General features: G+C 71.9%; 13 protein-coding genes. 6 read left to right on the forward strand and 7 right to left on the reverse strand.

What is annotated here, in order from left to right; genetic code table 11:
- The first annotated feature begins 38 nt into the window (after window positions 1-38).
- The gene (locus tag ACIHCX_RS31090; protein WP_400035356.1) at window positions 39-719 is read left to right on the forward strand and encodes a hypothetical protein; all 681 of its coding nucleotides are present in this window, start codon (window positions 39-41) and stop codon (window positions 717-719) included.
- 172 nt (window positions 720-891) lie between these two features.
- The gene (locus tag ACIHCX_RS31095; RefSeq protein WP_400035586.1) at window positions 892-1,236 is read left to right on the forward strand and encodes a DUF2516 family protein; all 345 of its coding nucleotides are present in this window, start codon (window positions 892-894) and stop codon (window positions 1,234-1,236) included.
- Window positions 1,237-1,253: 17 nt separating this feature from the next.
- On the opposite strand, the gene ACIHCX_RS31100 is transcribed toward ACIHCX_RS31095, so the two are convergent.
- The 3 genes from ACIHCX_RS31100 to ACIHCX_RS31110 all read right to left on the reverse strand — a co-directional run bounded on the left by ACIHCX_RS31100 (window position 1,254) and on the right by ACIHCX_RS31110 (window position 5,001).
- Window positions 1,254-2,582 (reverse strand): PP2C family protein-serine/threonine phosphatase, encoded by a 1,329-nt coding sequence (locus ACIHCX_RS31100; protein ID WP_400035358.1) that lies wholly within the window; start codon window positions 2,580-2,582, stop codon window positions 1,254-1,256.
- Window positions 2,583-2,910: 328 nt separating this feature from the next.
- On the reverse strand, window positions 2,911-4,023 hold the full coding sequence (locus ACIHCX_RS31105) for a C40 family peptidase (protein WP_400035360.1): 1,113 nt from the start codon (window positions 4,021-4,023) through the stop codon (window positions 2,911-2,913).
- 192 nt (window positions 4,024-4,215) lie between these two features.
- Window positions 4,216-5,001 (reverse strand): class I SAM-dependent methyltransferase, encoded by a 786-nt coding sequence (locus ACIHCX_RS31110; RefSeq protein WP_400035362.1) that lies wholly within the window; start codon window positions 4,999-5,001, stop codon window positions 4,216-4,218.
- A gap of 388 nt (window positions 5,002-5,389) precedes the next feature.
- On the opposite strand from ACIHCX_RS31110, the gene mshA reads away from it, so the two are divergent.
- Window positions 5,390-6,727, forward strand: a complete 1,338-nt coding sequence (mshA, locus tag ACIHCX_RS31115; RefSeq protein WP_400035364.1) for a D-inositol-3-phosphate glycosyltransferase — start codon at window positions 5,390-5,392, stop codon at window positions 6,725-6,727.
- Window positions 6,720-7,247 (forward strand): YbjN domain-containing protein, encoded by a 528-nt coding sequence (locus ACIHCX_RS31120; RefSeq protein WP_400035367.1) that lies wholly within the window; start codon window positions 6,720-6,722, stop codon window positions 7,245-7,247. The genes mshA and ACIHCX_RS31120 overlap by 8 nt, the downstream gene beginning before the upstream one ends.
- A 12-nt stretch (window positions 7,248-7,259) precedes the next feature.
- Here ACIHCX_RS31120 and ACIHCX_RS31125 read toward each other — a convergent pair whose 3' ends face one another.
- The gene (locus ACIHCX_RS31125; RefSeq protein WP_400035368.1) at window positions 7,260-8,051 is read right to left on the reverse strand and encodes a helix-turn-helix domain-containing protein; all 792 of its coding nucleotides are present in this window, start codon (window positions 8,049-8,051) and stop codon (window positions 7,260-7,262) included.
- A gap of 49 nt (window positions 8,052-8,100) precedes the next feature.
- On the opposite strand from ACIHCX_RS31125, the gene ACIHCX_RS31130 reads away from it, so the two are divergent.
- A complete protein-coding gene (locus ACIHCX_RS31130) occupies window positions 8,101-8,577 on the forward strand; it encodes a DUF2000 family protein (protein WP_400035370.1) in 477 nt (158 codons plus the stop codon).
- A gap of 59 nt (window positions 8,578-8,636) precedes the next feature.
- Here ACIHCX_RS31130 and ACIHCX_RS31135 read toward each other — a convergent pair whose 3' ends face one another.
- Window positions 8,637-9,902, reverse strand: coding sequence for an MDR family MFS transporter (locus ACIHCX_RS31135; RefSeq protein ID WP_400035373.1), 1,266 nt, complete (start codon window positions 9,900-9,902; stop codon window positions 8,637-8,639).
- 176 nt (window positions 9,903-10,078) lie between these two features.
- On the opposite strand from ACIHCX_RS31135, the gene ACIHCX_RS31140 reads away from it, so the two are divergent.
- Window positions 10,079-10,840: a phosphoglyceromutase gene (locus tag ACIHCX_RS31140; RefSeq protein ID WP_400035375.1), complete on the forward strand. Its 762-nt coding sequence runs from the start codon at window positions 10,079-10,081 to the stop codon at window positions 10,838-10,840.
- A 78-nt stretch (window positions 10,841-10,918) separates the two neighbouring features.
- On the opposite strand, the gene ACIHCX_RS31145 is transcribed toward ACIHCX_RS31140, so the two are convergent.
- Window positions 10,919-12,154 (reverse strand): tyrosine-type recombinase/integrase, encoded by a 1,236-nt coding sequence (locus ACIHCX_RS31145; RefSeq protein ID WP_400035377.1) that lies wholly within the window; start codon window positions 12,152-12,154, stop codon window positions 10,919-10,921.
- Between the two features lie 76 nt (window positions 12,155-12,230).
- Window positions 12,231-12,476: a helix-turn-helix domain-containing protein gene (locus tag ACIHCX_RS31150; RefSeq protein WP_400035379.1), complete on the reverse strand. Its 246-nt coding sequence runs from the start codon at window positions 12,474-12,476 to the stop codon at window positions 12,231-12,233.
- Window positions 12,477-12,725: the final 249 nt, after the last annotated feature.

Consider the following 12,725-nt stretch of genomic DNA (forward strand, 5'->3'; position numbering starts at 1 on the left):
CAACCCTCAGCCACAAGCGACCCGGGAGGACCCACACCATGGCCATCACCGACGACTTGCGCAAGACCTTCAGCGACCCCACGCCGCTCTACTTCGCCGCGGGCACCGCGGACCTGGCCCTCCAGCAGGCCAAGAAGGTGCCCGCCCTGATGGAGCAGCTGCGCGCCGAGGCCCCGGCCCGTATCGACGCGGTGCGCAACACCGACCCGAAGGTCGTCCAGGCACGGGCCACCGCCCGCGCCAGGGAGGCCGGTGTCCGGGTCAAGGAGACGCAGGAGACCCTCCAGACCAAGGTCACCGACTTCCTGACCTACCTCGACACCGACCTGAAGAAGCTCAGCACGAACCTCGACGCCGACCTGAAGAAGCTCGGCGAGAGTGCCCAGGACCTCGCCCTGCGCGGCGTCGGCGTCGCCGCCGAGTACGCCGTCAAGGCCCGCGAGACCTACGAGAAGGTCGCCGAGCACGGCGAGCAGACCGTGAAGACCTGGCGCGGCCAGGCCGCCGAGGGCATCGAGGACTTCGCCGGTGGGGTCGAGGAACTCGCCGTCGCCGTCGAGCCGCAGCCCGAGTCGAGGACGGAGCCGGTCGTGGTCAACGAGGACGGCCCCGAGGCCGGAGCCACGCCCATCACGGCCAAGAAGAACCAGTCGAAGAAGGGTCCGGCCGTGCGCAAGACCCCGCCCACGGCGAAGAAGCCCACCCCGCCCGCCCCGTAGGCGGCGCCGGGCAGGTGGCCTCCTGCGGGTGGCGTCGGGCAGGCGCCGACACGCCGGATCGCCTCACCCGAACGGGCGACGGGCACCCGGGCCGGGCACCCTTGGGGTGTCCGGCCCGTTCTACGGGTACGGTGGCGGCGTAGGAATCGGGAGAGAACGGGCGGTGGGCAACATGCTGATGCTGGGCTTCCAGGGGCTCCTGGGGATTCTGAAGATCGTCCTGATGGGCTTGGCCGCGTTCGGGCTGTTCGACGCCGCGTTCCGGCGCGAGGACGCCTTCCGCGCGGCCGACAAGCAGAACAAGATGTTCTGGCTGATCATCCTGGGCATCGCGCTCGCCGTGAGCTACCTGTTCTCGATCTTCTCGTTCCTGCCGATCATCGGCGTCATCGCGAGCATCGTCTACATCGTCGACGTGCGGCCCGCGCTCAAGCAGGCCTCCGGCGGGAACGGATGGGGACGCCGCCGCGGCAGCAGCAGCGACGGCCCGTACGGGCCCTACAACGGCGGCCGGTGACCCCCGACTCCCGTCGGCTACGGCTCCCGGTCCAGCAGGACCACCGCCACGTCGTCGGTGAGCTCGCCGCCGTTGAGTCCGCGCACCTCGTTCACCGTCGCCCGCAGCAGCCCCTCCCCGCGCAGACCCTGGTCGAGCTGGTGGCGGACCACCTCGACCATGCCGTCCTGGCCCAGCCGCTCGCCGTCCTCCCCGACCCGGCCCTCGATCAGGCCGTCGGTGTAGAGCATCAGGCTCCACGCGGCGCCCAGCTCCACCTGCATCCGGGGCCAGCGGGCGCCGGACAGCAGGCCGAGTGCGGGGCCGTTGTTCTCGTACGGCAGCAGCCGGGCGGGCCTGCCGGGAGTGATCACCAGCGGTGACGGGTGGCCGGCCAGGCACAGTCCCGCCTGGCGCCCGTCGGGCGCTATGTCCACCGCGCACAGGGTCGCGAAGATCTCCTCGTCGGAACGCTCGTGCTCCAGCACCTGCTGGAGCGTGCCCAGCAGCTCGTCCCCGCACAGCCCCGCCAGGGTCAGCGCCCGCCAGGCGATCCGCAGCTCCACGCCCAGCGCCGCCTCGTCGGGGCCGTGCCCGGAGACGTCGCCGATCATCGCGTGCACGGTGCCGTCGGGGGTGCGGACGGCGTCGTAGAAGTCGCCGCCGAGCAGCGCGCGCGAGCGGCCGGGGCGGTAGCGGGAGGCGAACCGCAGCGTGGACCCGTCCAGCAGCGGGGTCGGCAGCAGGCCGCGCTCCAGGCGGCGGTTCTCCTGCGCGCGCAGCCTGCCCTCGGCGAGCCTGCGCTCGGCCGTGTCGGAGCGCTTGCGCTCCACCGCGTAGCGGATCGCACGGCTCAGCAGCCGCCCGTCCAACTCGTCCCGGAACAGGTAGTCCTGGGCGCCGACCCGCACCGCCTGGGCGGCGCGTTCCGCGTCACCGGAGGAGGTGAGCGCGAGGACGGCGTGCCGGGGCGCGAGTTCGAGCACGTGCCGCAGCACGGCGAGCTCGTCGTCGTCGCCCGCGGACCGGCCCGGCGCGGGCAGCGCGAGGTCCAGCAGGATGCAGTGCACGTCATCGGTGAGCAGCCGCTCGGCCTCGGTGAGGTTGCGGGCCCGGCGCACGCGGATCGGCCTGCCGGACGAGTCGAGCAGTTCGGGCACCATCGGCGAGCCGACCGGGTCGTCCTCGATCAGCAGCAGCGTGAGCTGGGCGCTGTGGGCCTGGGCGCCGGCGCGGTTGTCCTTCTCGACGGTTGCTTCCTTACGCGGAGCCTGTGCTGCGGAGGTGTCGTCGCCGTGGGACGCGGTCTGTGCCTGGTCGCACTCCGCGGCCGGGACTGTCCTCTGCCGCGGTACGGGCACGGGCATTGTCCTGGGTTCCTTCCCTCCCCCCGAGGGCATGGCGGGTACGAGGGACCTCGGCCCGCCGACGGGACACTAGCGGTAGTCGGCGCCGCGGGGGAATGGTGTGAGGCGCGTCGCTCCGGCTTTCGCCTCTGTCATATGCCGCGATCCCTACCGGAGTTGGACACGGAGACCCGGGGGCCGGAATGACGAAGCTCACGTCCCCGGGGGGTTTGGCGGCGACCCGGGGGTGCGATCGGTCACGTGGCCGGGGTCACCGGAGGCCGGCCGGGCCGTGGAGTGCGGGGCCGTGTCCCGCCGTCGCCTCGGCCCCTGGCCCGCCGTGGGAACCTCAGTCCGTGTCGGGCCGTACGACACCCAGGATCGGCATCGAGCCCGCCCCGGCGAGCGTCACCGTCCGCCCAGGCCGCGGGGCGTGCACGATCGTGCCGTCGCCGACGTACATCCCGACATGGCTGGCGTCACCGAAGTAGATGATCAGGTCGCCGGGCCGCATGTCGTTGATGTCCACGTGCCGCAGCCGCTTCCACTGCTGCTGCGAGGTGCGCGGGACGGGACGGCCGGCCGCCGCCCAGGCCTGGGAGGTGAGCCCCGAGCAGTCGTACGTCCCGGGGCCCTCGGCGCCCCACTCGTACGGCTTGCCGAGCTGGGCCGTCGCGAACTCGACCGCCCTCCTGCCGGCCGCGGACGCCTTCCCGTCGAGCTCGTCGAGGATCCCGGTGCCCAGCCAGGCCGACTGCGCCCGGTCGGAGGCCTGCCGTTCCAGTTCGGCGAGGCGCTCGCGCTGCCGCTTCTCCAGCCTGGCCTCGAGCTGCTCGGCCTCCTTGATCCGCTCCTTGATCCGCTTCTTCGCCGCGGCCTTGGCCTTGCGGCCCGCCTCCAGCAGGTGCAGGTGGTCGGCGGCGTCGTCCGCGTACAGCTTCAAGTCCTGCTGGGCGCGGGCCGTTTCCTCGATCAGGCTCTTGGTCGCCCGCTGGCTCTGGAGCACCCGGCCGGCCCCCTCGAAGAAGTCCTGCGGGTCGTTGCCCAGCATCAGCTGGACCTCGGGCGGCAGGCCGCCCGTGCGGTACTGGGCGCGGGCCGCGGCGCCGGCGCGGTCCCTCAGCCCGTCGAGTGTGAGCTGTCCCTCGGCGATCTTTTGGTTCAGGTCCGTGATCTCGGCGGACTGCTTCTTCGTCTTCTCCGCGGCCAGGTTGTAGGCGTCGGTGGCGACGGCCGCGTCGTGGTACAGCTTGTCCAGCTTGGCGCGGACGGCCTGGAGATCCTTGTCCGGCGGGAGCGTGACGGAGGGGGAGGCCGAGGGCGAGGCCGAAGGAGCGGGCGCGGCCGGCGGCGTCGGTTCCGGCAGCGCGCGTGCGAAGGCGGTGCCCGGTGCGCCCAGCAGCGTGACCGCGCAGACCACGGTCACAGCCGCCGCGAGCACGCTGTGCCTGCTCCGTCCCATACTCGCCCCCCGGCTGGTTAACCGTCAGTAACATGCAGACGCTCGGGCGATCGTGCCACGACTCGGCGCAAAGCGACAGAGGTGTGGCGATCCCCCGGCGATCTCCCCGTCTGTGTGACGAACGCACCGCAAAGATCGTTCCCCGCTGGTCACGGCGGATACGCGCGCCGCCGCGCGGCAGGCTGTCACCGGTCAGGCGCGCGGCGCCAACGCCCGCCATGTGAGGGTCACTTCGCCCTGCCGCCACCGCCCAGGACCGTCCGTCACCGGCCAGTCGGCCGCCAGGTCGCGCACCGCGCGGATCCAGCGCTGGCGGGCGCCGTAGGCGGCGTACGGCGCGGCGCTCGCCCAGGCCCGGTCGAAGTCGCGCAGGAAGGCGTGCACCGGCTCACCGCGTACGTTGCGGTGGATGAGTGCCTTCGGGAGGCGTTCGGCCAGGTCGGACGGGCGGTCCAGGGAGCCGAGCCGGGTGGCGAAGGTCACCGTGCGGGGGCCTTCCGGGCCGAGCGCGACCCACACGTGCCGGCGCCCGATCTCGTCGCACGTGCCCTCCACCAGCAGGCCTCCGCGCGAGTGCCCGCCCGCCGGGGCGAGCCGCGTGCGCAACCGCTCCCAGACGGCGGCGACCTCTGCCTCGTCGTACTGCCGCAGCACGTTGGCCGCGCGGATGAGGTGCGGACGCTGCGGGACGGGGACCTCGAAGCCGCCGTGCCGGAAGACGAGTCCGTCGCGCTCGTACGGCTTCGCGGCCGCGACCCGGGCCGGTTCGATCTCCACGCCCACCACACGCGCGCGTGGAGCGGCGGTGCGCAGCCGGTGCAGCAGCTCGACCGCCGTCCAGGGGGCGGCGCCGTAGCCGAGGTCGACGGCCACCGGATCGGCGGCGCGGCGCAGTTCGGCGCCGTGCACGGCCGCGATCCAACGGTCCATGCGGCGGAGCCGGTTGGGGTTGGTCGTCCCGCGCGTCACCGTTCCCACGACGGGGGTCCCCCGGCTCGGGCGAAGCCGAGTGTGGGGGAGGGGCGCTGCGCGGGATGTCATGCGTACGAGGGTATGGCTCGTGCGGGCGGTGCCGTGCGGGCGGTGTCGTGCGGTGGTCGTGCCGGGTTGCGCGCGTGTGCGTGACGCGCTGCTCCCGAGGTACCCGCAGTGCGTCCGGGCGCCGGTCGCGCGTGAGCGCCGGACCGTTCCCGTACGCGGTCGCGCGCGAGCGCCACGCCCCCCGATGTCGAACGGTTGAGCGAGCGCCGGTAATGATTGGGCAAAGGACCCGGTAGCGGAAATGGAGTCAGGTCCTCCGGCGTTGGGTCATGAAGGGCGCTCGGCGCCCTTCGTACGGCATGCCCGCAACGAGGAGGAACGCCACGTGAGCCAGTACGTCAGCAGGCTCGGGCGCCGTTCCCCGACGGTGCCCCCGCGGCTGCGACTGCACCGACGGCCCCGGCGCGTCGCCATGCTCTCCGTGCACACCTCACCGCTCCACCAGCCCGGCACGGGCGACGCCGGCGGCATGAACGTCTACATCGTGGAGCTCGCCCAGCGGCTGGCCGCCCAGGGCGTCGAGGTCGAGGTCTTCACCCGGTCCACCGCGGGGGACCTGCCGCCCGCCGTCGAACTCGCCCCGGGCGTTCTCGTCCGGCACGTCGACGCCGGCCCCTACGAGGGCCTGGCCAAGGAGGAGCTGCCCGCCCAGCTGTGCGCCTTCACGCACGGCGTGATGCAGGCCTGGGCCGGCCACCGCCCCGGCCACTACGACCTCGTCCACTCCCACTACTGGCTCTCCGGTCACGTCGGCTGGCTCGCCGCCCAGCGCTGGGGCGTCCCCCTGGTGCACGCCATGCACACCATGGCCAAGGTCAAGAACGCCAGCCTGGCCGAGGGCGACACCCCCGAGCCCGCCGCCCGCGTCATCGGCGAGACCCAGATCGTCGCCGCCGCCGACCGGCTGATCGCCAACACCGACGAGGAGGCCGGCGAACTCGTACGGCACTACGGCGCCGACCCCGCCAAGGTCGCCGTCGTGCACCCCGGAGTGAACCTCACCCGCTTCCGCCCCGCCGACGGCCGCGCCGCCGCCCGCGCCCGCCTCGGCCTGCCGCAGGACGCCCTGGTCCCGCTGTTCGCCGGCCGGATACAGCCGCTCAAGGCCCCCGACGTGCTGCTGAGGGCCGTGGGCGTCCTCCTCGACCGGCGGCCCGAGCTGCGCTCCCGCATCGTCGTACCCGTCGTCGGCGGCCCGAGCGGCAGCGGCCTCGCCAAGCCGGAGGGCCTGCAGAAACTGGCCGCCCGGCTCGGCATCGCCGACGTCGTACGGTTCTGCCCGCCGGTCGGGCAGGACCGGCTCGCCGACTGGTTCCGGGCCGCGTCCGTCCTGGTCATGCCCTCCTACAGCGAGTCCTTCGGCCTGGTCGCCATAGAGGCGCAGGCGGCCGGCACCCCGGTCCTGGCCGCCTCCGTCGGCGGACTGCCGGTGGCCGTGCGCGACGGCGAGACCGGATTCCTGGTCCAGGGCCACGACCCGGCCGACTACGCCCACGCGCTGGGCCGCTTCGCCGACGACCCGCGCCTCGCCGACCGGATGGGCGCCGCCGCCGCCCGGCACGCGGGGTTCTTCGGCTGGGACGCGTCGGCGGCGGCCACGGCCGACGTGTACACGGCCGCGTTGCAGGCCCACCGGCGTCGCGTACGCTCGCCCCATGGGTAGCGCCACGGGTGCCACGGGTGAGGCGGAGCAGCAGCGCGCGACGCGGGTCGTCGAGGACGTCCTCAAGGACGCGGAACTGGAGTGGGAGAGCCCGCGGACCGGCACCTACGTCGTGAAGCTCCCCGGCACCCGCAAGCTGTCGACCACCCTGTCGATGATCGTCGGCCGGCACTCGCTGTCCCTGAACGCGTTCGTCGTTCGCCACCCCGACGAGAACGAGTCCGCCGTCCACCGCTGGCTGCTGGAGCGCAACCTCAAGCTGTACGGCGTGAGTTACGCCGTCGACCAGCTCGGTGACGTCTATCTCACCGGCCGGCTGCCGCTGGCCGCCGTGACCGCCGACGAGGTCGACCGGCTGCTCGGGCAGGTCCTGGAGGCGGCCGACGGCAGCTTCAACACCCTGCTGGAGCTCGGCTTCGCCTCGGCGATCCGCCGCGAGTACGCCTGGCGCGTCTCGCGCGGCGAACCGACCCGCAACCTAGAGGCGTTCGCACACCTGACACAACGTCCGGCCGACTGAGCCACGCCCGCCTCACGGAGCCACGTGCCGTCCCGGAGTCACCCCCACGAGTTTCCTGAAGTGCCGGGTGAGATGGGCCTGGTCGTAGAAGCCGGTCTCGGCGGCCACCTCGGCCGGTTTCCGCCCCGCCAGCAGCAGCCGGCGGGCGCGGTCCACCCGGCGGGACATCAGGTACTGGTGCGGGGCGATGCCGTACGCGCCGCTGAACGCCCGTACCAGATGGGCGGGATGGGCCTGTACGAGGGCGGACGCCTCGCCGAGGGTGACACCCTGCGGCACCCGCTCGTCGAGCAGTTCGCGCAGTCGGCGGGCGAGGGCGGGGTCGCGGCGCGGGGCCCCGACGGCGAGCCGGGGCCGCAGATGCGTGCGCAACCGCTCGCCGATGAGTGTCAGCCGGCTCTCCGCCTCCAGCTCGTCACCGGGCAGGGCGAGCGCGGTGTGCACCTGCCCGACCCGCCGCCGCAGCACCGGATCGCGCAGGTCGGGACCGTCCACGGCCGCCCCGATGAGCTCGTCGCCGAGATGGCTGGTGTCCAGGTACAGCACCCGCTTGCGGAAGCCGCTCGGGCCGACGGGGGAGCCGTTGTGCGGGACGTGCGGCGGCAGCAGGGACACGGTGTCGTGCGGGGTGCCGTGCTCGTGCCGGTCCAGGTCGTACCGTACGGCGCCGTCGTCCACGATCAGCAGCGTCCACGCCTCGTGCACGTGCATCGGGTAGGCGTACGCGGTGAAGTGCGCGTGGAACACCTCCACGACGCCCGGGACACGCGGGCGCCAGGCGGAGACGTTCCGCTGCGGGGCCATGCAAAGAACGTACAAGACGGCGCGGCAGGACGTTCGGGAGTCTCGTCCCATGAACAACGAGCAGTCGAACGACGAGCGGGACGAGCTGAACGACGAGCAGAACGACGGGCAGCCCGTCCGTTTCGACACCAAGATCGCCGTGCTGCTGCGCGAGGACCTGGAGCCCTGGCAGCGGCTGAACGTCACCGCGTTCCTGGTCAGCGGCCTCGGCACGACACTCCCGGAGGTGATCGGGGAGCCGTACGAGGACGCCGACGAGGTGCCGTACCTGCCGATGTTCCGCCAGCCGGTGCTGGTCTTCCAGGGCACCAAGGAGACGCTGACCGCCGCGCACGGGCGGGCCCTGGTCCGGGCTCTGCCGCGCGCCGTCTTCACCTCCGACCTGTTCACCACGGGCAACGACCGCGACAACCGGGCCGCGGTCCGGGCGGTGCCGACCGGCGACTTGGACCTGGTGGGTCTGGCGGTGTACGGCCCGAGGAACGCGGTGGACAAGGCGTTGAAGGGGGCGCGGATGCATCCGTAGGCCTGCGGGCGAACCGGTGTCTGCGCTTGCCGACGTCTGCGCCCGCTCCTGCGCCTGCCTTACGCCGTGCCGACCTCGGTGCGAGGCTCGGTGCGGGTCTCCACGCGGGTGGCCGGCTCGGCCTTCGGCAGGTGGCGCATCAGGGCCCAGTAGCCGAGGGCGGCGGCCGTGCCGACCACCGCGCACATGCCCCACAGCCACTCGGCGCCGAGCCGGTCGATGACGGCACCGGACATCAGGGGCGCCACCAGCGCGGCCACCGACCAGGACAGGGTGTAGACGCCCTGGTAGCGCCCGCGCCCCTGCACCGGGGAGAGCCGGACGACCAGCCCGGTCTGGGTGGGCGCGTTGATCATCTCGCCGAGGGTCCACACGCAGACCGTGAGCGCGAACACGCCGACCGACCCGGCGAACGCCGTGAGCCCGAAGCCGTACCCGGCGAGCAGGGCGGAGACGATCAGCAGCCGCCCGGGGTCCCGGTGCTCGATGAAACGGGTGACCGGGATCTGAAGGGCGACGATCAGGATTCCGTTGATGGCGATGGCCATGCCGTAGTCGGCGGGCGTGAACCCGGCCCGGCCCATGGCGACCGGCAGTCCCACCGACCCCTGCTGGAAGATGACGGCGATCAGGAAGGACGCCCCGACGACACCCATGAACCGCCCGTCCCGCAGGACGGTCCCCAGCCGGACGGCGTCGCCGCCCTCGTGGCCCACCTGCGCGTCCAGGCCCGGCCGGGACTCGGGCACCTTCAGGAAGACGACGATCGCGCAGGCCAGCGTCATCCCGGCCTCGATCAGGAAGCCCGCGAGGTAGCTGAACTCGGCGATGAAGCCGGCCGCCATGGAGGAGACGGCGAAGCCGAGGTTGATCGCCCAGTAGTTGAGGGAGAAGGCGCGGACGCGGTCCTCGGGACGCACGATGTCGGCCATCATCGCCTGCACGGCGGGCCGGGAGGCGTTGCTGGCCATGCCGACCAGGAAGGCGACGGCGGCGATGGCGACCGGCTCCCGGACGAATCCGAGCGCCGCGACGGACACGGCGGTGGAGGTCTGGGCGATGAGCAGGGTCGGCCGCCGTCCGAGCCGGTCGGCCATCACGCCCCCGGCGAGCGAGGAGACGACCCCGCCGAGGCCGTGCAGCGCGGCGACCAGACCGGCGTACGAGGCGGAGTAGCCGCGGCCGAGGGTCAGGTACAGCGCCATGAAGGTGGCGACGAAGGCGCCCAGCCGGTTGACGAGGGTGCTGATCCACAGCCACCAGAACTCACGGGGGAGCCCGGAGACGGTCTCGCGGGCGGCGCGTCTCAGACTGGCGACGGACATGGAGCGACCCCCGTGGATGTAAGCGGCTGATGCGGCGAGCACAACTTACGAGGAGGGGGATGCGCAGGACCACTCAATTAGCAGAAGCCGTCAACTGTCGGACGCCGCGGCGGTGCGGCCGTCCGCCTGCCGGGCGCCGGGACAGGGGGCCGAATGCGTGGATTACGCTCTGAGGCATGGCCGACGCACCGTACAAGCTGATCCTGCTCCGCCACGGCGAGAGCGAGTGGAACGCGAAGAACCTGTTCACCGGCTGGGTGGACGTCAACCTCAACGAGAAGGGCGAGAAGGAGGCCGTCCGCGGCGGTGAGCTGCTGAAGGACGCCGGCCTGCTGCCCGACGTCGTCCACACTTCCGTCCAGAAGCGCGCGATCCGCACGGCCCAGCTCGCACTGGAGGCCGCCGACCGCCACTGGATCCCGGTCCACCGCTCCTGGCGCCTGAACGAGCGCCACTACGGTGCCCTCCAGGGCAAGGACAAGGCCCAGACCCTTCAGGAGTTCGGCGAGGAGCAGTTCATGCTGTGGCGCCGCTCCTACGACACCCCGCCGCCGCCGCTGGACCGCGACGCCGAGTACTCCCAGTTCTCCGACCCGCGCTACGCGGCCCTCCCGCCGGAGCTGCGCCCGCAGACGGAGTGCCTGAAGGACGTCGTCGCCCGCATGCTCCCGTACTGGTTCGACTCGGTCGTCCCCGACCTCCTGTGCGGCCGCACGGTCCTGATCGCCGCCCACGGCAACAGCCTGCGGGCCCTGGTCAAGCACCTCGACCAGATCTCGGGCGCCGACATCGCGGGCCTCAACATCCCCACCGGCATCCCCCTCTCCTACGAACTCGACGCCGACTTCCGCCCCGTGACCCCCGGCGGCAAGTACCTCGACCCGGAGGCCGCGGCAGCCGCCATCGAGGCGGTCAAGAACCAGGGCAAGAAGAAGTAAGTTTCGTGATCATGCCCCTGAGCTGCGCAGACGGCGCGACTCAGGGGCATTTTCACGGCTTGGGCCCTCTCTGGGCCCTCAGGCCCCCGGGCTCTGCGGCCGGAGCGCTCGCCCGAGAGCCTTCCGGGCCCGCTCCCGGCTGCTCGGCATGAGGTGCGCGTACACCTTCAACGTCAGCCCCGGATCGGAGTGCCCGAGGTACTCAGCGAGGGCCTTGATGCTCTCTCCGGCGTCCAGGAGGACGGACGCGTAGAAGTGCCGCAGGGCGTGCATTCCGTGCTCGCGGGCGGCGGCGTGCTCGCGGCTCTTGGCCTTCGGGATGACGCCGGCCTTCGCAAGAGCGGGCTTCCAGTGGTCTTCGTTCAGCGAGGTCCGCCAGATGTGCCCACCGTTGGGCCCCGTGAAGATGAGCCGCCGGGTCACCGGCTGGCCGTTCGCTCGCATCCACGGGAGTTTGATCTCTACCGGCGGGAATCGCTTCATGTGCTCCTGTAGCGCCTCTGCCACCGGATCGGGCAGAGGGACGTCACGGAGCTTGCCGCCCTTCGGGGGTGCGAACACGGCCTTGCTCAGGCTCAGCTTGAGTTGCTGCACTACGTGCAGAGTGCCGCTGTCGAAGTCGATGTCATCGACGGACAGCCCGAGGATCTCCCCTTGCCGCAGGCCGCATCCGGCGCCCACGTCGACCATGGGCCGGAAGCGCTCGACCATGGCGGCGCGCACGTCGAAAACGCGCCTCGGCTCCCAGGGGACGACGCGGCGCGCACCCATGGCCGGCGGGGTCACCGTGCGCGAGTTGCAGGGGTTCCGGCGAAGGCATCCATCTTCTACGGCGGCGGAGAGCACAGCGCGGACGTTGGAGAAGATGACGCGTGCGTACGCGCCGGACATGCCGGATGCTTCGAGCTGCGTCACGAACTCTCGGATGTGGCTCGGCTGGAACGACCCGAGCTGACGCGCCCCGATGCGCGGGAAGGCGTGCAGTCTGAGCTGAGACTCCATCGACGCCCGAGTGTTCGGGTCGCCGCTCTGGCTCGCGAGCCACTTCTCTGCGAACTCCTGAAACGTGGTGCGGGACGCGTTCGGGTCGATGAAGTCGCCGCGGGCTACGTCTGCCTGCATGGCACTCAGCCACTGCTCGGCCTGGCGTTTCTGCCCGTCGGGGAAGGACTTCTCCTTACGCTTCCCCTCGGGCGTGAAGTAGCGGGCGCGGTAGCGCATGCCCTTGCCGTGGCGGTCGGTCCTGACACGGACGGTCTTGCTGTCGGTGCCGGTCGTGGTCGTGAACCAGCGGTCGTGGATGTGGCCTGCCATGAGGAGCGGAGTCCTTTCCCAGCATGGAGCAGGGGCGGCCGCTCAGCGGCCGCCCCTGACGGTGTGTAAGGCTGCGTCAGGCCGCGACGCGGTCGACGTCCTTGAGCTGAGTGACGTAGGCCCCCACTTCGGCGGGGTCGTAGCGAACGTGCTTACCGACGCGGAAGCCGGGAGGGCCGGTGCGCTTCCTGCGCCACTGGTAGACGGTTTCGAGGGGAACGCCGAAGATCTCGGCGATGTCGTCGGGAGTGAGGTACCGGTCGGGGAGACCGCTGCGGAGGGTGGCGCGGGGGTCGGGTTGAGCGGGACGGGTTCGGCTCATGTGGTCCTCAGAGGTTGAGTCGCGTTGGCTTCGGGGGTTTCCCGGACTCCGCGCGTGTCCGAGGTGCGAATTTCTGCGTCATTGCGTCATCAGCGTCATTCAGGCTTCTGACCTGCGGCTTCGTGTGACGCAGTGGTTTGGGGGTGCGTCATCGGTGCGTCATGGGCTGCGTCATCGCATGACGCAGATGACGCAGGATGATGCAGGCTCCGCCGTCTGCGTCATGGCTGTAGCAGCAGGTCAGGGGCC

Source organism: Streptomyces sp. NPDC052043 (assembly GCF_044548235.1).
GTDB lineage: Bacteria > Actinomycetota > Actinomycetes > Streptomycetales > Streptomycetaceae > Streptomyces.

Excerpts from the sequence above, each read along its gene's own strand:
- ACIHCX_RS31105 (WP_400035360.1), bottom strand. The coding sequence starts at position 4,023 with ATGGGACGGAGCAGGCACAGCGTGCTCGCGGCGGCTGTGACCGTGGTC.
- ACIHCX_RS31140 (WP_400035375.1), top strand. The coding sequence starts at position 10,079 with ATGGCCGACGCACCGTACAAGCTGATCCTGCTCCGCCACGGCGAGAGC.
- ACIHCX_RS31120 (WP_400035367.1), top strand. The coding sequence starts at position 6,720 with ATGGGTAGCGCCACGGGTGCCACGGGTGAGGCGGAGCAGCAGCGCGCG.
- ACIHCX_RS31125 (WP_400035368.1), bottom strand. The coding sequence starts at position 8,051 with ATGGCCCCGCAGCGGAACGTCTCCGCCTGGCGCCCGCGTGTCCCGGGC.
- ACIHCX_RS31095 (WP_400035586.1), top strand. The coding sequence starts at position 892 with ATGCTGATGCTGGGCTTCCAGGGGCTCCTGGGGATTCTGAAGATCGTC.
- ACIHCX_RS31150 (WP_400035379.1), bottom strand. The coding sequence starts at position 12,476 with ATGAGCCGAACCCGTCCCGCTCAACCCGACCCCCGCGCCACCCTCCGC.
- ACIHCX_RS31135 (WP_400035373.1), bottom strand. The coding sequence starts at position 9,902 with ATGTCCGTCGCCAGTCTGAGACGCGCCGCCCGCGAGACCGTCTCCGGG.
- ACIHCX_RS31100 (WP_400035358.1), bottom strand. The coding sequence starts at position 2,582 with ATGCCCGTGCCCGTACCGCGGCAGAGGACAGTCCCGGCCGCGGAGTGC.
- ACIHCX_RS31145 (WP_400035377.1), bottom strand. The coding sequence starts at position 12,154 with ATGGCAGGCCACATCCACGACCGCTGGTTCACGACCACGACCGGCACC.
- ACIHCX_RS31090 (WP_400035356.1), top strand. The coding sequence starts at position 39 with ATGGCCATCACCGACGACTTGCGCAAGACCTTCAGCGACCCCACGCCG.
- ACIHCX_RS31130 (WP_400035370.1), top strand. The coding sequence starts at position 8,101 with ATGAACAACGAGCAGTCGAACGACGAGCGGGACGAGCTGAACGACGAG.